This window comes from Flavobacterium sp. CECT 9288 (genome assembly GCF_918731615.1).
In the GTDB taxonomy this organism is placed as follows: domain Bacteria; phylum Bacteroidota; class Bacteroidia; order Flavobacteriales; family Flavobacteriaceae; genus Flavobacterium.
Window position 1 is genome coordinate 1,177,863 of record NZ_OU957226.1, and the last position, 21,605, is coordinate 1,199,467.

The 21,605-nt window shown below is 43.4% G+C and carries 1 protein-coding gene (only partly in view); it reads right to left on the bottom strand.

Annotated features, from left to right (window positions below):
* Nucleotides 1-21,605: the 3' portion of a Calx-beta domain-containing protein gene (locus LQ189_RS05210; RefSeq protein ID WP_230154753.1), read on the bottom strand. 7,600 nt of this gene lie beyond the right edge of the window; 21,605 of the gene's 29,205 nt are visible here — the last part of the coding sequence; the start codon falls outside the window, past its right edge; it ends in the stop codon at nucleotides 1-3.

Genomic DNA, 21,605 nt, shown 5'->3' on the forward strand with positions numbered 1-21,605 from the left:
TTATTGATTTATGTATAAATAGCCACTAAGTTTTTTAACTTGAGTTTTACCATCTATAATAGCAGTGTAGTTTAAAATATAGAAATATGTTCCAGTAGGTAGACTGTTAGTATCTTTTATAGTTGTTCTACCTCTAGAGTATCCATCAAAATAATTAGTTTGGTTGTTATAGTTTTTAGTTTCAAAAACTGAAACACCCCAACGGTTAAAGATTTCGATGCTATTTTCTGGATAACAAGTGGTATTGTCAATGTTTTCAATTACTAATTTATCGTTAACACCGTCATTATTTACAGATATAGCATTAAATACTTTTACTGTTCCACATTCTAATACTAAACAATCATCATTGACTGTAATCGTTATTCTATAGGTTTGAGGACATGTTGTGTCAACTACTTTGTATTCAAATACTTTATCTCCTAAGCTTAGACCAAAAGGATTAAATTGATCTCCTTGTAAAGCACCAGTGTTATTAATATCAGTCCAAGATCCATTTGTAGATGTTCCTGTTGGTAATAAACTTCTCAAATTGATTAGAGCAGAATCACCATTACACGCAGAACTATCTATTGTTTTCAAACCATTTACATTAGTTACATTCACATTTTGTGTGAACCTAGATGTATTTCCGCATGTATCTGTTACCAACCATTCTCTAACAATTGTGTATGAATTTGAATTGTTGTTATTAATTGTTTCAGTATAGTTATTTGATGCTATACTTGAACATGCATCTGTAAAGACTAATTCAGGTTTCACTGGGATTGCATCGCAATTAACATTTACATTTTGTTGGAAAGCGGTAGCAGTAATAGGTCCTTGATTATCTTGAACATTTATTATTTGCGAGGCTGTTGTAGTATTACCGGCAGCGTCTCTAGCAGTCCAAGTTCTTGTTACTGTATAAGATCCTGCACAATTTCCTGCTATTGTGATATCTACAAAACTTAAGCTTGCAGCTCCACAATTATCAGTTGCTGTTGCTTGTGCAAAATTAAGTATTGTACCACATGAAACAGTTGTCATTGCTGGTAACGCTGCAATTGTAGGTCTAACTAAGTCACTAATTACAATTGTAATTCTTGCCGTTTGACAATTTAAAGGATTTAGTTTTTCGCATACTTGGTAAATCAATTCGTATTGTCCTGTAGGTATGTTATTTGATATACTAAGATTTCCTAAATTATCTAACAGAATGTTTGAATTTTGGCCAGTAAGTATCGTTACGTTGATATTATCTGCAGATAATGGACTGTTGTTGAAAGTGTCATTTGTCAATACATTTCCAATTATACCTGTAGTACTGCAGCTTAAACTTGAGTAAACATCATCAGTTAATACCATAGTTGCACTTACCACAGTCACAGTAACAGTTCCAATAGAACAATTACTTGGATTAATAGTTTCACATATAGTATATTGAACTGTATATACTCCAGCTGGTGTGTTAGGAGCTACTCTGACTTTACCATCAGCGCTTACTGTTATTGGTCCGTTAGGGACAAAAGTTATAACAACATCTGAATGTGATAATAATACTCCATTTAAGGTATCATTATCTAAAACGTTGATTCCTGTGTCACCACCAGTTATTCCATTAACCAAGCCTACATTGTCATTTACAGCTACTATCACCGCATTGTTAGTGTCGATAATAGTACCCGTAGCACTTACGGTTCCAACAGCAATGTTGAACGTTTCATCAACTTCATCAATAGCATCTACCGTTGTAGGTACCGAAACAGTTCCCGTAGTTGCTCCCGCAGGAACAAGTACATCAACATTTGTAGTCGTGTAATCTGCACTTCCAGCCGTACCATTAGTCAATACAAAAGTATAGGTAATAGCTTGATCAGAAGGGTTGCTTAATGTAAAGTTGAATACCACATCAGTTCCTTCAGTAGCCGAAGCCGGAGTGATGGTAGCCACAGTAGGGGCATTGTTAGTGTCGATAATAGTACCCGTAGCACTTACGGTTCCAACAGCAATGTTGAACGTTTCATCAACTTCATCAATAGCATCTACCGTTGTAGGTACCGAAACAGTTCCCGTAGTTGCTCCCGCAGGAACAAGTACATCAACATTTGTAGTCGTGTAATCCGCACTTCCAGCCGTACCATTAGTCAATACAAAAGTATAGGTAATAGCTTGATCAGAAGGGTTGCTTAATGTAAAGTTGAATACCACATCAGTTCCTTCAGTAGCCGAAGCCGGAGTGATCGTTGCCACAGTAGGGGCATTGTTAGTGTCGATAATCGTACCCGTAGCACTTACGGTTCCAACAGCAATGTTGAACGTTTCATCAACTTCATCAATAGCATCTACCGTTGTAGGTACCGAAACAGTTCCAGTAGTTGCACCCGCAGGAACAAGTACATCAACATTTGTAGTCGTGTAATCTGCACTTCCAGCCGTACCATTAGTCAATACAAAAGTATAGGTAATAGCTTGATCAGAAGAGTTGCTTAATGTAAAGTTGAATACCACATCAGTTCCTTCAGTAGCCGAAGCAGGAGTGATGGTAGCCACAGTAGGGGCATTGTTAGTGTCGATAATCGTACCCGTAGCTGAAGCAGCTCCAGAGGCAATACTAAAGTTTTCAGTTACTTCGTCAATTGTATCCGTAGTTGTTGGTACCGAAACAGTTCCCGTAGTTGCCCCCGCAGGAACAAGTACATCAACGTTTGTAGTGGTGTAATCTGCACTTCCAGCCGTACCATTAGTCAATACAAAAGTATAAGTAATAGCTTGATCAGAAGGGTTGCTTAATGTAAAGTTGAATACCACATCAGTTCCTTCAGTAGCCGAAGCCGGAGTGATGGTAGCCACCGTAGGGGCATTGTTAGTGTCGATAATAGTACCCGTAGCCGAAGCAGCTCCAGAGGCAATGCTAAAGTTTTCAGTTACTTCATCAATAGCATCTACCGTTGTAGGTACCGAAACAGTTCCCGTAGTTGCCCCCGCAGGAACAAGTACATCAACGTTTGTAGTGGTGTAATCTGCACTTCCAGCCGTACCATTAGTCAATACAAAAGTATAAGTAATAGCTTGGTCAGAAGGGTTGCTTAATGTAAAGTTGAATACCACATCAGTTCCTTCAGTAGCCGAAGCCGGAGTGATGGTAGCCACAGTAGGGGCATTGTTAGTGTCGATAATCGTACCCGTAGCACTTACGGTTCCAACAGCAATGTTGAACGTTTCATCAACTTCATCAATAGCATCTACCGTTGTAGGTACCGAAACAGTTCCCGTAGTTGCTCCCGCAGGAACAAGTACATCAACATTTGTAGTGGTGTAATCTGCACTTCCAGCCGTACCATTAGTCAATACAAAAGTATAGGTAATAGCTTGATCAGAAGGGTTGCTAAGTGTAAAGTTGAATACCACATCAGTTCCTTCAGTAGCCGAAGCCGGAGTGATCGTTGCCACAGTAGGGGCATTGTTAGTGTCGATAATAGTACCCGTAGCACTTACGGTTCCAACAGCAATGTTGAACGTTTCATCAACTTCATCAATAGCATCTACCGTTGTAGGTACCGAAACAGTTCCCGTAGTTGCACCCGCAGGAACAAGTACATCAACATTTGTAGTCGTGTAATCTGCACTTCCAGCAGTTCCATTAGTCAATACAAAAGTATAAGTTGTATCTACCGCCGATGGGTTACTTAAGGTAAAAGTAAATACAGCAGCACTTCCTTCAGTAGCCGAAGCCGGAGTGATCGTTGCCACCGTAGGGGCATTGTTAGTGTCGATAATCGTACCCGTAGCTGAAGCAGCTCCAGAGGCAATACTAAAGTTTTCATTTACTTCGTCAATTGTATCCGTAGTCGTTGGTACCGAAACAGTTCCAGTAGTTGCTCCCGCAGGAACAAGTACATCAACATTTGTAGTCGTGTAATCCGCACTTCCAGCAGTACCATTAGTCAATACAAAAGTATAGGTAATAGCTTGATCAGAAGGGTTGCTAAGTGTAAAGTTGAATACCACATCAGTTCCTTCAGTAGCCGAAGCCGGAGTGATCGTTGCCACCGTAGGGGCATTGTTAGTGTCGATAATAGTACCCGTAGCACTTACGGTTCCAACAGCAATGTTGAACGTTTCATCAACTTCATCAATAGCATCTACCGTTGTAGGTACCGAAACGGTTCCCGTAGTTGCACCCGCAGGAACAAGTACATCAACATTTGTAGTCGTGTAATCTGCACTTCCAGCCGTACCATTAGTCAATACAAAAGTATAGGTAATAGCTTGATCAGAAGGGTTGCTTAATGTAAAGTTGAATACCACATCAGTTCCTTCAGTAGCCGAAGCCGGAGTGATGGTAGCCACCGTAGGGGCATTGTTAGTGTCGATAATAGTACCCGTAGCCGAAGCAGCTCCAGAGGCAATGCTAAAGTTTTCAGTTACTTCATCAATAGCATCTACCGTTGTAGGTACCGAAACAGTTCCCGTAGTTGCCCCCGCAGGAACAAGTACATCAACGTTTGTAGTGGTGTAATCTGCACTTCCAGCCGTACCATTAGTCAATACAAAAGTATAAGTAATAGCTTGGTCAGAAGGGTTGCTTAATGTAAAGTTGAATACCACATCAGTTCCTTCAGTAGCCGAAGCCGGAGTGATGGTAGCCACAGTAGGGGCATTGTTAGTGTCGATAATCGTACCCGTAGCTGAAGCAGCTCCAGAGGCAATGCTAAAGTTTTCAGTTACTTCATCAATAGCATCTACCGTTGTAGGTACCGAAACAGTTCCCGTAGTTGCTCCCGCAGGAACAAGTACATCAACATTTGTAGTCGTGTAATCTGCACTTCCAGCCGTACCATTAGTCAATACAAAAGTATAAGTTGTATCTACCGCCGATGGGTTACTTAAGGTAAAAGTAAATACAGCAGCACTTCCTTCAGTAGCCGAAGCCGGAGTGATGGTAGCCACCGTAGGGGCATTGTTAGTGTCGATAATAGTACCCGTAGCCGAAGCAGCTCCAGAGGCAATGCTAAAGTTTTCAGTTACTTCATCAATAGCATCTACCGTTGTAGGTACCGAAACAGTTCCCGTAGTTGCCCCCGCAGGAACAAGTACATCAACGTTTGTAGTGGTGTAATCTGCACTTCCAGCCGTACCATTAGTCAATACAAAAGTATAAGTAATAGCTTGGTCAGAAGGGTTGCTTAATGTAAAGTTGAATACAGCAGCACTTCCTTCAGTAGCCGAAGCCGGAGTGATGGTAGCCACAGTAGGCGCATTGTTAGTGTCGATAATAGTACCCGTAGCACTTACGGTTCCAACAGCAATGTTGAACGTTTCATCAACTTCATCAATAGCATCTACCGTTGTAGGTACCGAAACAGTTCCCGTAGTTGCACCCGCAGGAACAAGTACATCAACATTTGTAGTCGTGTAATCTGCACTTCCAGCAGTTCCATTAGTCAATACAAAAGTATAAGTTGTATCTACCGCCGATGGGTTACTTAAGGTAAAAGTAAATACAGCAGCACTTCCTTCAGTAGCCGAAGCCGGAGTTATGGTAGCCACCGTAGGGGCATTGTTAGTGTCGATAATAGTACCCGTAGCTGAAGCAGCTCCAGAGGCAATGTTGAACGTTTCATCAACTTCATCAATAGCATCTACCGTTGTAGGTACCGAAACAGTTCCCGTAGTTGCTCCCGCAGGAACAAGTACATCAACATTTGTAGTGGTGTAATCCGCACTTCCAGCCGTACCATTAGTCAATACAAAAGTATAGGTAATAGCTTGATCAGAAGGGTTGCTAAGTGTAAAGTTGAATACCACATCAGTTCCTTCAGTAGCCGAAGCCGGAGTGATCGTTGCCACCGTAGGGGCATTGTTAGTGTCGATAATCGTACCCGTAGCTGAAGCAGCTCCAGAGGCAATACTAAAGTTTTCATTTACTTCGTCAATTGTATCCGTAGTCGTTGGTACCGAAACAGTTCCAGTAGTTGCTCCCGCAGGAACAAGTACATCAACATTTGTAGTCGTGTAATCCGCACTTCCAGCAGTACCATCAGTCAATACAAAAGTATAGGTAATAGCTTGATCAGAAGGGTTGCTAAGTGTAAAGTTGAATACCACATCAGTTCCTTCAGTAGCCGAAGCCGGAGTTATGGTAGCCACCGTAGGGGCATTGTTAGTGTCGATAATAGTACCCGTAGCTGAAGCAGCTCCAGAGGCAATACTAAAGTTTTCAGTTACTTCGTCAATAGCATCTACCGTTGTAGGTACCGAAACAGTTCCCGTAGTTGCTCCCGCAGGAACAAGTACATCAACATTTGTAGTCGTGTAATCTGCACTTCCAGCCGTACCATTAGTCAATACAAAAGTATAGGTAATAGCTTGATCAGAAGGGTTGCTAAGTGTAAAGTTGAATACCACATCAGTTCCTTCAGTAGCCGAAGCCGGAGTGATCGTTGCCACCGTAGGGGCATTGTTAGTGTCGATAATCGTACCCGTAGCTGAAGCAGCTCCAGAGGCAATACTAAAGTTTTCATTTACTTCGTCAATTGTATCCGTAGTCGTTGGTACCGAAACAGTTCCAGTAGTTGCTCCCGCAGGAACAAGTACATCAACATTTGTAGTCGTGTAATCCGCACTTCCAGCAGTACCATTAGTCAATACAAAAGTATAGGTAATAGCTTGATCAGAAGGGTTGCTAAGTGTAAAGTTGAATACCACATCAGTTCCTTCAGTAGCCGAAGCCGGAGTGATCGTTGCCACCGTAGGGGCATTGTTAGTGTCGATAATAGTACCCGTAGCACTTACGGTTCCAACAGCAATGTTGAACGTTTCATCAACTTCATCAATAGCATCTACCGTTGTAGGTACCGAAACGGTTCCCGTAGTTGCACCCGCAGGAACAAGTACATCAACATTTGTAGTGGTGTAATCCGCACTTCCAGCAGTACCATTAGTCAATACAAAAGTATAAGTTGTATCTACAGCAGAAGGGTTACTTAAGGTAAAAGTAAATACAGCAGCACTTCCTTCAGTAGCCGAAGCCGGAGTTATGGTAGCCACCGTAGGGGCATTGTTAGTGTCGATAATAGTACCCGTAGCCGAAGCAGCTCCAGAGGCAATGCTAAAGTTTTCAGTTACTTCATCAATAGCATCTACCGTTGTAGGTACCGAAACAGTTCCCGTAGTTGCACCCGCAGGAACAAGTACATCAACGTTAGTCGTGGTGTAATCTGCACTTCCAGCCGTACCATTAGTCAATACAAAAGTATAAGTAATAGCTTGATCAGAAGGGTTGCTTAATGTAAAGTTGAATACCACATCAGTTCCTTCAGTAGCCGAAGCCGGAGTGATGGTAGCCACCGTAGGGGTATTGTTATTGTCGATAATCGTACCCGTAGCCGAAGCAGCTCCAGAGGCAATACTAAAGTTTTCAGTTACTTCATCAATAGCATCTACCGTTGTAGGTACCGAAACAGTTCCCGTAGTTGCCCCCGCAGGAACAAGTACATCAACGTTTGTAGTGGTGTAATCTGCACTTCCAGCCGTACCATTAGTCAATACAAAAGTATAAGTAATAGCTTGGTCAGAAGGGTTGCTTAATGTAAAGTTGAATACCACATCAGTTCCTTCAGTAGCCGAAGCCGGAGTGATGGTAGCCACAGTAGGGGCATTGTTAGTGTCGATAATCGTACCCGTAGCTGAAGCAGCTCCAGAGGCAATACTAAAGTTTTCATTTACTTCGTCAATTGTATCCGTAGTCGTTGGTACCGAAACAGTTCCAGTAGTTGCTCCCGCAGGAACAAGTACATCAACATTTGTAGTGGTGTAATCCGCACTTCCAGCAGTACCATTAGTCAATACAAAAGTATAAGTTGTATCTACAGCAGAAGGGTTACTTAAGGTAAAAGTAAATACAGCAGCACTTCCTTCAGTAGCCGAAGCCGGAGTTATGGTAGCCACCGTAGGGGCATTGTTAGTGTCGATAATAGTACCCGTAGCACTTACGGTTCCAACAGCAATGTTGAACGTTTCATCAACTTCATCAATAGCATCTACCGTTGTAGGTACCGAAACAGTTCCCGTAGTTGCTCCCGCAGGAACAAGTACATCAACATTTGTAGTCGTGTAATCCGCACTTCCAGCCGTACCATTAGTCAATACAAAAGTATAGGTAATAGCTTGATCAGAAGGGTTGCTTAATGTAAAGTTGAATACCACATCAGTTCCTTCAGTAGCCGAAGCCGGAGTGATCGTTGCCACAGTAGGGGCATTGTTAGTGTCGATAATCGTACCCGTAGCACTTACGGTTCCAACAGCAATGTTGAACGTTTCATCAACTTCATCAATAGCATCTACCGTTGTAGGTACCGAAACAGTTCCCGTAGTTGCTCCCGCAGGAACAAGTACATCAACATTTGTAGTCGTGTAATCTGCACTTCCAGCCGTACCATTAGTCAATACAAAAGTATAGGTAATAGCTTGATCAGAAGAGTTGCTTAATGTAAAGTTGAATACCACATCAGTTCCTTCAGTAGCCGAAGCAGGAGTGATGGTAGCCACAGTAGGGGCATTGTTAGTGTCGATAATGGTACCCGTAGCACTTACGGTTCCAACAGCAATGTTGAACGTTTCATCAACTTCATCAATAGCATCTACCGTTGTAGGTACCGAAACAGTTCCCGTAGTTGCTCCCGCAGGAACAAGTACATCAACATTTGTAGTCGTGTAATCTGCACTTCCAGCCGTACCATTAGTCAATACAAAAGTATAGGTAATAGCTTGATCAGAAGAGTTGCTTAATGTAAAGTTGAATACCACATCAGTTCCTTCAGTAGCCGAAGCAGGAGTGATGGTAGCCACAGTAGGGGCATTGTTAGTGTCGATAATGGTACCCGTAGCACTTACGGTTCCAACAGCAATGTTGAACGTTTCATCAACTTCATCAATAGCATCTACCGTTGTAGGTACCGAAACAGTTCCCGTAGTTGCACCCGCAGGAACAAGTACATCAACGTTTGTAGTCGTGTAATCTGCACTTCCAGCCGTACCATTAGTCAATACAAAAGTATAGGTAATAGCTTGATCAGAAGGGTTGCTAAGTGTAAAGTTGAATACCACATCAGTTCCTTCAGTAGCCGAAGCCGGAGTGATCGTTGCCACAGTAGGGGCATTGTTAGTGTCGATAATAGTACCCGTAGCACTTACGGTTCCAACAGCAATGTTGAACGTTTCATCAACTTCATCAATCGCATCTGCAGTTGTAGGTACCGAAACAGTTCCAGTAGTTGCACCCGCAGGAACAAGTACATCAACATTTGTAGTCGTGTAATCTGCACTTCCAGCCGTACCATTAGTCAATACAAAAGTATAGGTAATAGCTTGATCAGAAGGGTTGCTTAATGTAAAGTTGAATACCACATCAGTTCCTTCAGTAGCCGAAGCCGGAGTGATGGTAGCCACCGTAGGGGTATTGTTATTGTCGATAATGGTACCCGTAGCCGAAGCAGCTCCAGAGGCAATGCTAAAGTTTTCAGTTACTTCATCAATAGCATCCGCAGTTGTAGGTACCGAAACAGTTCCCGTAGTTGCCCCCGCAGGAACAAGTACATCAACGTTTGTAGTGGTGTAATCTGCACTTCCAGCCGTACCATTAGTCAATACAAAAGTATAGGTAATAGCTTGATCAGAAGGGTTGCTAAGTGTAAAGTTGAATACCACATCAGTTCCTTCAGTAGCCGAAGCCGGAGTGATCGTTGCCACCGTAGGGGCATTGTTAGTGTCGATAATCGTACCCGTAGCTGAAGCAGCTCCAGAGGCAATACTAAAGTTTTCATTTACTTCGTCAATTGTATCCGTAGTCGTTGGTACCGAAACAGTTCCAGTAGTTGCTCCCGCAGGAACAAGTACATCAACATTTGTAGTCGTGTAATCCGCACTTCCAGCAGTACCATTAGTCAATACAAAAGTATAGGTAATAGCTTGATCAGAAGGGTTGCTTAATGTAAAGTTGAATACCACATCAGTTCCTTCAGTAGCCGAAGCCGGAGTGATGGTAGCCACCGTAGGGGTATTGTTATTGTCGATAATCGTACCCGTAGCCGAAGCAGCTCCAGAGGCAATACTAAAGTTTTCAGTTACTTCATCAATAGCATCTACCGTTGTAGGTACCGAAACAGTTCCCGTAGTTGCCCCCGCAGGAACAAGTACATCAACGTTTGTAGTGGTGTAATCTGCACTTCCAGCCGTACCATTAGTCAATACAAAAGTATAAGTAATAGCTTGGTCAGAAGGGTTGCTTAATGTAAAGTTGAATACCACATCAGTTCCTTCAGTAGCCGAAGCCGGAGTGATGGTAGCCACAGTAGGGGCATTGTTAGTGTCGATAATCGTACCCGTAGCTGAAGCAGCTCCAGAGGCAATACTAAAGTTTTCATTTACTTCGTCAATTGTATCCGTAGTCGTTGGTACCGAAACAGTTCCAGTAGTTGCTCCCGCAGGAACAAGTACATCAACATTTGTAGTGGTGTAATCCGCACTTCCAGCAGTACCATTAGTCAATACAAAAGTATAAGTTGTATCTACAGCAGAAGGGTTACTTAAGGTAAAAGTAAATACAGCAGCACTTCCTTCAGTAGCCGAAGCCGGAGTTATGGTAGCCACCGTAGGGGCATTGTTAGTGTCGATAATAGTACCCGTAGCACTTACGGTTCCAACAGCAATGTTGAACGTTTCATCAACTTCATCAATAGCATCTACCGTTGTAGGTACCGAAACAGTTCCCGTAGTTGCTCCCGCAGGAACAAGTACATCAACATTTGTAGTCGTGTAATCCGCACTTCCAGCCGTACCATTAGTCAATACAAAAGTATAGGTAATAGCTTGATCAGAAGGGTTGCTTAATGTAAAGTTGAATACCACATCAGTTCCTTCAGTAGCCGAAGCCGGAGTGATCGTTGCCACAGTAGGGGCATTGTTAGTGTCGATAATCGTACCCGTAGCACTTACGGTTCCAACAGCAATGTTGAACGTTTCATCAACTTCATCAATAGCATCTACCGTTGTAGGTACCGAAACAGTTCCCGTAGTTGCTCCCGCAGGAACAAGTACATCAACATTTGTAGTCGTGTAATCTGCACTTCCAGCCGTACCATTAGTCAATACAAAAGTATAGGTAATAGCTTGATCAGAAGAGTTGCTTAATGTAAAGTTGAATACCACATCAGTTCCTTCAGTAGCCGAAGCAGGAGTGATGGTAGCCACAGTAGGGGCATTGTTAGTGTCGATAATGGTACCCGTAGCACTTACGGTTCCAACAGCAATGTTGAACGTTTCATCAACTTCATCAATAGCATCTACCGTTGTAGGTACCGAAACAGTTCCCGTAGTTGCTCCCGCAGGAACAAGTACATCAACATTTGTAGTCGTGTAATCTGCACTTCCAGCCGTACCATTAGTCAATACAAAAGTATAGGTAATAGCTTGATCAGAAGAGTTGCTTAATGTAAAGTTGAATACCACATCAGTTCCTTCAGTAGCCGAAGCAGGAGTGATGGTAGCCACAGTAGGGGCATTGTTAGTGTCGATAATGGTACCCGTAGCACTTACGGTTCCAACAGCAATGTTGAACGTTTCATCAACTTCATCAATAGCATCTACCGTTGTAGGTACCGAAACAGTTCCCGTAGTTGCACCCGCAGGAACAAGTACATCAACGTTTGTAGTCGTGTAATCTGCACTTCCAGCCGTACCATTAGTCAATACAAAAGTATAGGTAATAGCTTGATCAGAAGGGTTGCTAAGTGTAAAGTTGAATACCACATCAGTTCCTTCAGTAGCCGAAGCCGGAGTGATCGTTGCCACAGTAGGGGCATTGTTAGTGTCGATAATAGTACCCGTAGCACTTACGGTTCCAACAGCAATGTTGAACGTTTCATCAACTTCATCAATCGCATCTGCAGTTGTAGGTACCGAAACAGTTCCAGTAGTTGCACCCGCAGGAACAAGTACATCAACATTTGTAGTCGTGTAATCTGCACTTCCAGCCGTACCATTAGTCAATACAAAAGTATAGGTAATAGCTTGATCAGAAGGGTTGCTTAATGTAAAGTTGAATACCACATCAGTTCCTTCAGTAGCCGAAGCCGGAGTGATGGTAGCCACCGTAGGGGTATTGTTATTGTCGATAATGGTACCCGTAGCCGAAGCAGCTCCAGAGGCAATGCTAAAGTTTTCAGTTACTTCATCAATAGCATCCGCAGTTGTAGGTACCGAAACAGTTCCCGTAGTTGCCCCCGCAGGAACAAGTACATCAACGTTTGTAGTGGTGTAATCTGCACTTCCAGCCGTACCATTAGTCAATACAAAAGTATAGGTAATAGCTTGATCAGAAGGGTTGCTAAGTGTAAAGTTGAATACCACATCAGTTCCTTCAGTAGCCGAAGCCGGAGTGATCGTTGCCACAGTAGGGGCATTGTTAGTGTCGATAATAGTACCCGTAGCACTTACGGTTCCAACAGCAATGTTGAACGTTTCATCAACTTCATCAATAGCATCTACCGTTGTAGGTACCGAAACAGTTCCCGTAGTTGCACCCGCAGGAACAAGTACATCAACATTTGTAGTCGTGTAATCTGCACTTCCAGCAGTTCCATTAGTCAATACAAAAGTATAAGTTGTATCTACCGCCGATGGGTTACTTAAGGTAAAAGTAAATACAGCAGCACTTCCTTCAGTAGCCGAAGCCGGAGTGATCGTTGCCACCGTAGGGGCATTGTTAGTGTCGATAATCGTACCCGTAGCTGAAGCAGCTCCAGAGGCAATACTAAAGTTTTCATTTACTTCGTCAATTGTATCCGTAGTCGTTGGTACCGAAACAGTTCCAGTAGTTGCTCCCGCAGGAACAAGTACATCAACATTTGTAGTCGTGTAATCCGCACTTCCAGCAGTACCATTAGTCAATACAAAAGTATAGGTAATAGCTTGATCAGAAGGGTTGCTAAGTGTAAAGTTGAATACCACATCAGTTCCTTCAGTAGCCGAAGCCGGAGTGATCGTTGCCACCGTAGGGGCATTGTTAGTGTCGATAATAGTACCCGTAGCACTTACGGTTCCAACAGCAATGTTGAACGTTTCATCAACTTCATCAATAGCATCTACCGTTGTAGGTACCGAAACGGTTCCCGTAGTTGCACCCGCAGGAACAAGTACATCAACATTTGTAGTCGTGTAATCTGCACTTCCAGCCGTACCATTAGTCAATACAAAAGTATAGGTAATAGCTTGATCAGAAGGGTTGCTTAATGTAAAGTTGAATACCACATCAGTTCCTTCAGTAGCCGAAGCCGGAGTGATGGTAGCCACAGTAGGGGCATTGTTAGTGTCGATAATCGTACCCGTAGCTGAAGCAGCTCCAGAGGCAATGTTGAACGTTTCATCAACTTCATCAATAGCATCTACCGTTGTAGGTACCGAAACAGTTCCCGTAGTTGCTCCCGCAGGAACAAGTACATCAACATTTGTAGTGGTGTAATCCGCACTTCCAGCCGTACCATTAGTCAATACAAAAGTATAGGTAATAGCTTGATCAGAAGGGTTGCTAAGTGTAAAGTTGAATACCACATCAGTTCCTTCAGTAGCCGAAGCCGGAGTGATCGTTGCCACCGTAGGGGCATTGTTAGTGTCGATAATCGTACCCGTAGCTGAAGCAGCTCCAGAGGCAATACTAAAGTTTTCATTTACTTCGTCAATTGTATCCGTAGTCGTTGGTACCGAAACAGTTCCAGTAGTTGCTCCCGCAGGAACAAGTACATCAACATTTGTAGTCGTGTAATCCGCACTTCCAGCAGTACCATCAGTCAATACAAAAGTATAGGTAATAGCTTGATCAGAAGGGTTGCTAAGTGTAAAGTTGAATACCACATCAGTTCCTTCAGTAGCCGAAGCCGGAGTTATGGTAGCCACCGTAGGGGCATTGTTAGTGTCGATAATAGTACCCGTAGCTGAAGCAGCTCCAGAGGCAATACTAAAGTTTTCAGTTACTTCGTCAATAGCATCTACCGTTGTAGGTACCGAAACAGTTCCCGTAGTTGCTCCCGCAGGAACAAGTACATCAACATTTGTAGTCGTGTAATCTGCACTTCCAGCCGTACCATTAGTCAATACAAAAGTATAGGTAATAGCTTGATCAGAAGGGTTGCTAAGTGTAAAGTTGAATACCACATCAGTTCCTTCAGTAGCCGAAGCCGGAGTGATCGTTGCCACCGTAGGGGCATTGTTAGTGTCGATAATCGTACCCGTAGCTGAAGCAGCTCCAGAGGCAATACTAAAGTTTTCATTTACTTCGTCAATTGTATCCGTAGTCGTTGGTACCGAAACAGTTCCAGTAGTTGCTCCCGCAGGAACAAGTACATCAACATTTGTAGTCGTGTAATCCGCACTTCCAGCAGTACCATTAGTCAATACAAAAGTATAGGTAATAGCTTGATCAGAAGGGTTGCTAAGTGTAAAGTTGAATACCACATCAGTTCCTTCAGTAGCCGAAGCCGGAGTGATCGTTGCCACCGTAGGGGCATTGTTAGTGTCGATAATAGTACCCGTAGCACTTACGGTTCCAACAGCAATGTTGAACGTTTCATCAACTTCATCAATAGCATCTACCGTTGTAGGTACCGAAACGGTTCCCGTAGTTGCACCCGCAGGAACAAGTACATCAACATTTGTAGTGGTGTAATCCGCACTTCCAGCAGTACCATTAGTCAATACAAAAGTATAAGTTGTATCTACAGCAGAAGGGTTACTTAAGGTAAAAGTAAATACAGCAGCACTTCCTTCAGTAGCCGAAGCCGGAGTTATGGTAGCCACCGTAGGGGCATTGTTAGTGTCGATAATAGTACCCGTAGCCGAAGCAGCTCCAGAGGCAATGCTAAAGTTTTCAGTTACTTCATCAATAGCATCTACCGTTGTAGGTACCGAAACAGTTCCCGTAGTTGCACCCGCAGGAACAAGTACATCAACGTTAGTCGTGGTGTAATCTGCACTTCCAGCCGTACCATTAGTCAATACAAAAGTATAAGTAATAGCTTGATCAGAAGGGTTGCTTAATGTAAAGTTGAATACCACATCAGTTCCTTCAGTAGCCGAAGCCGGAGTGATGGTAGCCACCGTAGGGGTATTGTTATTGTCGATAATCGTACCCGTAGCCGAAGCAGCTCCAGAGGCAATACTAAAGTTTTCAGTTACTTCATCAATAGCATCTACCGTTGTAGGTACCGAAACAGTTCCCGTAGTTGCCCCCGCAGGAACAAGTACATCAACGTTTGTAGTGGTGTAATCTGCACTTCCAGCCGTACCATTAGTCAATACAAAAGTATAAGTAATAGCTTGGTCAGAAGGGTTGCTTAATGTAAAGTTGAATACCACATCAGTTCCTTCAGTAGCCGAAGCCGGAGTGATGGTAGCCACAGTAGGGGCATTGTTAGTGTCGATAATCGTACCCGTAGCTGAAGCAGCTCCAGAGGCAATACTAAAGTTTTCATTTACTTCGTCAATTGTATCCGTAGTCGTTGGTACCGAAACAGTTCCAGTAGTTGCTCCCGCAGGAACAAGTACATCAACATTTGTAGTGGTGTAATCCGCACTTCCAGCAGTACCATTAGTCAATACAAAAGTATAAGTTGTATCTACAGCAGAAGGGTTACTTAAGGTAAAAGTAAATACAGCAGCACTTCCTTCAGTAGCCGAAGCCGGAGTTATGGTAGCCACCGTAGGGGCATTGTTAGTGTCGATAATAGTACCCGTAGCACTTACGGTTCCAACAGCAATGTTGAACGTTTCATCAACTTCATCAATAGCATCTACCGTTGTAGGTACCGAAACAGTTCCCGTAGTTGCTCCCGCAGGAACAAGTACATCAACATTTGTAGTCGTGTAATCCGCACTTCCAGCCGTACCATTAGTCAATACAAAAGTATAGGTAATAGCTTGATCAGAAGGGTTGCTTAATGTAAAGTTGAATACCACATCAGTTCCTTCAGTAGCCGAAGCCGGAGTGATCGTTGCCACAGTAGGGGCATTGTTAGTGTCGATAATCGTACCCGTAGCACTTACGGTTCCAACAGCAATGTTGAACGTTTCATCAACTTCATCAATAGCATCTACCGTTGTAGGTACCGAAACAGTTCCCGTAGTTGCTCCCGCAGGAACAAGTACATCAACATTTGTAGTCGTGTAATCTGCACTTCCAGCCGTACCATTAGTCAATACAAAAGTATAGGTAATAGCTTGATCAGAAGAGTTGCTTAATGTAAAGTTGAATACCACATCAGTTCCTTCAGTAGCCGAAGCAGGAGTGATGGTAGCCACAGTAGGGGCATTGTTAGTGTCGATAATGGTACCCGTAGCACTTACGGTTCCAACAGCAATGTTGAACGTTTCATCAACTTCATCAATAGCATCTACCGTTGTAGGTACCGAAACAGTTCCCGTAGTTGCTCCCGCAGGAACAAGTACATCAACATTTGTAGTCGTGTAATCTGCACTTCCAGCCGTACCATTAGTCAATACAAAAGTATAGGTAATAGCTTGATCAGAAGAGTTGCTTAATGTAAAGTTGAATACCACATCAGTTCCTTCAGTAGCCGAAGCAGGAGTGATGGTAGCCACAGTAGGGGCATTGTTAGTGTCGATAATGGTACCCGTAGCACTTACGGTTCCAACAGCAATGTTGAACGTTTCATCAACTTCATCAATAGCATCTACCGTTGTAGGTACCGAAACAGTTCCCGTAGTTGCACCCGCAGGAACAAGTACATCAACGTTTGTAGTCGTGTAATCTGCACTTCCAGCCGTACCATTAGTCAATACAAAAGTATAGGTAATAGCTTGATCAGAAGGGTTGCTAAGTGTAAAGTTGAATACCACATCAGTTCCTTCAGTAGCCGAAGCCGGAGTGATCGTTGCCACAGTAGGGGCATTGTTAGTGTCGATAATAGTACCCGTAGCACTTACGGTTCCAACAGCAATGTTGAACGTTTCATCAACTTCATCAATCGCATCTGCAGTTGTAGGTACCGAAACAGTTCCAGTAGTTGCACCCGCAGGAACAAGTACATCAACATTTGTAGTCGTGTAATCTGCACTTCCAGCCGTACCATTAGTCAATACAAAAGTATAGGTAATAGCTTGATCAGAAGGGTTGCTTAATGTAAAGTTGAATACCACATCAGTTCCTTCAGTAGCCGAAGCCGGAGTGATGGTAGCCACCGTAGGGGTATTGTTATTGTCGATAATGGTACCCGTAGCCGAAGCAGCTCCAGAGGCAATGCTAAAGTTTTCAGTTACTTCATCAATAGCATCCGCAGTTGTAGGTACCGAAACAGTTCCCGTAGTTGCCCCCGCAGGAACAAGTACATCAACGTTTGTAGTGGTGTAATCTGCACTTCCAGCCGTACCATTAGTCAATACAAAAGTATAGGTAATAGCTTGATCAGAAGGGTTGCTAAGTGTAAAGTTGAATACCACATCAGTTCCTTCAGTAGCCGAAGCCGGAGTGATCGTTGCCACCGTAGGGGCATTGTTAGTGTCGATAATCGTACCCGTAGCTGAAGCAGCTCCAGAGGCAATACTAAAGTTTTCATTTACTTCGTCAATTGTATCCGTAGTCGTTGGTACCGAAACAGTTCCAGTAGTTGCTCCCGCAGGAACAAGTACATCAACATTTGTAGTCGTGTAATCCGCACTTCCAGCAGTACCATTAGTCAATACAAAAGTATAGGTAATAGCTTGATCAGAAGGGTTGCTTAATGTAAAGTTGAATACCACATCAGTTCCTTCAGTAGCCGAAGCCGGAGTGATGGTAGCCACCGTAGGGGTATTGTTATTGTCGATAATCGTACCCGTAGCCGAAGCAGCTCCAGAGGCAATACTAAAGTTTTCAGTTACTTCATCAATAGCATCTACCGTTGTAGGTACCGAAACAGTTCCCGTAGTTGCCCCCGCAGGAACAAGTACATCAACGTTTGTAGTGGTGTAATCTGCACTTCCAGCCGTACCATTAGTCAATACAAAAGTATAAGTAATAGCTTGGTCAGAAGGGTTGCTTAATGTAAAGTTGAATACCACATCAGTTCCTTCAGTAGCCGAAGCCGGAGTGATGGTAGCCACAGTAGGGGCATTGTTAGTGTCGATAATCGTACCCGTAGCTGAAGCAGCTCCAGAGGCAATACTAAAGTTTTCATTTACTTCGTCAATTGTATCCGTAGTCGTTGGTACCGAAACAGTTCCAGTAGTTGCTCCCGCAGGAACAAGTACATCAACATTTGTAGTGGTGTAATCCGCACTTCCAGCAGTACCATTAGTCAATACAAAAGTATAAGTTGTATCTACAGCAGAAGGGTTACTTAAGGTAAAAGTAAATACAGCAGCACTTCCTTCAGTAGCCGAAGCCGGAGTTATGGTAGCCACCGTAGGGGCATTGTTAGTGTCGATAATAGTACCCGTAGCACTTACGGTTCCAACAGCAATGTTGAACGTTTCATCAACTTCATCAATAGCATCTACCGTTGTAGGTACCGAAACAGTTCCCGTAGTTGCTCCCGCAGGAACAAGTACATCAACATTTGTAGTCGTGTAATCCGCACTTCCAGCCGTACCATTAGTCAATACAAAAGTATAGGTAATAGCTTGATCAGAAGGGTTGCTTAATGTAAAGTTGAATACCACATCAGTTCCTTCAGTAGCCGAAGCCGGAGTGATCGTTGCCACAGTAGGGGCATTGTTAGTGTCGATAATCGTACCCGTAGCACTTACGGTTCCAACAGCAATGTTGAACGTTTCATCAACTTCATCAATAGCATCTACCGTTGTAGGTACCGAAACAGTTCCCGTAGTTGCTCCCGCAGGAACAAGTACATCAACATTTGTAGTCGTGTAATCTGCACTTCCAGCCGTACCATTAGTCAATACAAAAGTATAGGTAATAGCTTGATCAGAAGAGTTGCTTAATGTAAAGTTGAATACCACATCAGTTCCTTCAGTAGCCGAAGCAGGAGTGATGGTAGCCACAGTAGGGGCATTGTTAGTGTCGATAATCGTACCCGTAGCTGAAGCAGCTCCAGAGGCAATACTAAAGTTTTCAGTTACTTCGTCAATTGTATCCGTAGTTGTTGGTACCGAAACAGTTCCCGTAGTTGCCCCCGCAGGAACAAGTACATCAACGTTTGTAGTGGTGTAATCTGCACTTCCAGCCGTACCATTAGTCAATACAAAAGTATAAGTAATAGCTTGATCAGAAGGGTTGCTTAATGTAAAGTTGAATACCACATCAGTTCCTTCAGTAGCCGAAGCCGGAGTGATGGTAGCCACCGTAGGGGCATTGTTAGTGTCGATAATAGTACCCGTAGCCGAAGCAGCTCCAGAGGCAATGCTAAAGTTTTCAGTTACTTCATCAATAGCATCTACCGTTGTAGGTACCGAAACAGTTCCCGTAGTTGCCCCCGCAGGAACAAGTACATCAACGTTTGTAGTGGTGTAATCTGCACTTCCAGCCGTACCATTAGTCAATACAAAAGTATAAGTAATAGCTTGGTCAGAAGGGTTGCTTAATGTAAAGTTGAATACCACATCAGTTCCTTCAGTAGCCGAAGCCGGAGTGATGGTAGCCACAGTAGGGGCATTGTTAGTGTCGATAATCGTACCCGTAGCACTTACGGTTCCAACAGCAATGTTGAACGTTTCATCAACTTCATCAATAGCATCTACCGTTGTAGGTACCGAAACAGTTCCCGTAGTTGCTCCCGCAGGAACAAGTACATCAACATTTGTAGTGGTGTAATCTGCACTTCCAGCCGTACCATTAGTCAATACAAAAGTATAGGTAATAGCTTGATCAGAAGGGTTGCTAAGTGTAAAGTTGAATACCACATCAGTTCCTTCAGTAGCCGAAGCCGGAGTGATCGTTGCCACAGTAGGGGCATTGTTAGTGTCGATAATAGTACCCGTAGCACTTACGGTTCCAACAGCAATGTTGAACGTTTCATCAACTTCATCAATAGCATCTACCGTTGTAGGTACCGAAACAGTTCCCGTAGTTGCACCCGCAGGAACAAGTACATCAACATTTGTAGTCGTGTAATCTGCACTTCCAGCAGTTCCATTAGTCAATACAAAAGTATAAGTTGTATCTACCGCCGATGGGTTACTTAAGGTAAAAGTAAATACAGCAGCACTTCCTTCAGTAGCCGAAGCCGGAGTGATCGTTGCCACCGTAGGGGCATTGTTAGTGTCGATAATCGTACCCGTAGCTGAAGCAGCTCCAGAGGCAATACTAAAGTTTTCATTTACTTCGTCAATTGTATCCGTAGTCGTTGGTACCGAAACAGTTCCAGTAGTTGCTCCCGCAGGAACAAGTACATCAACATTTGTAGTCGTGTAATCCGCACTTCCAGCAGTACCATTAGTCAATACAAAAGTATAGGTAATAGCTTGATCAGAAGGGTTGCTAAGTGTAAAGTTGAATACCACATCAGTTCCTTCAGTAGCCGAAGCCGGAGTGATCGTTGCCACCGTAGGGGCATTGTTAGTGTCGATAATAGTACCCGTAGCACTTACGGTTCCAACAGCAATGTTGAACGTTTCATCAACTTCATCAATAGCATCTACCGTTGTAGGTACCGAAACGGTTCCAGTAGTTGCTCCCGCAGGAACAAGTACATCAACATTTGTAGTCGTGTAATCCGCACTTCCAGCAGTACCATTAGTCAATACAAAAGTATAGGTTGTATCTACAGCCGATGGGTTGCTCAAGGTAAAAGTAAATACAGCAGGATCACCTTCAGTAGCCGAAGCCGGAGTGATCGTTGCCACCGTAGGGGCATTGTTAGTGTCGATAATAGTACCCGTAGCTGAAGCAGCTCCAGAGGCAATACTAAAGTTTTCATTTACTTCGTCAATTGTATCCGTAGTCGTTGGTACCGAAACAGTTCCAGTAGTTGCTCCCGCAGGAACAAGTACATCAACATTTGTAGTCGTGTAATCCGCACTTCCAGCAGTACCATTAGTCAATACAAAAGTATAGGTTGTATCTACAGCCGATGGGTTGCTCAAGGTAAAAGTAAATACAGCAGGATCACCTTCAGTAGCCGAAGCAGGAGAGATCGTTGCTACAGTAGGGGCGTTGTTATTGTCGATAATTGTACCAGTAGCCGAAACAGCTCCAGAGGCAATGCTAAAGTTTTCAGTTACTTCATCAATAGCATCTACCGTTGTAGGTACCGAAACAGTTCCCGTAGTTGCTCCCGCAGGAACAAGTACATCAACATTTGTAGTCGTGTAATCTGCACTTCCAGCCGTACCATTAGTCAATACAAAAGTATAAGTTGTATCTACAGCCGATGGGTTGCTCAAGGTAAAAGTAAATACAGCAGGATCACCTTCAGTAGCCGAAGCAGGAGAGATCGTTGCTACAGTAGGGGCGTTGTTATTGTCGATAATTGTACCAGTAGCGGTATCGGTTGTAGATCCAACTGTTCCTGTAGAGCTAGTTATTGCTACTGTGAAGGTTTCGTTGTTCTCATCAATAGTATCAGCAGTAGTTGGTACTAATGCAGTCGCTATAGTAGTACCCGCTAAGAAGGTTA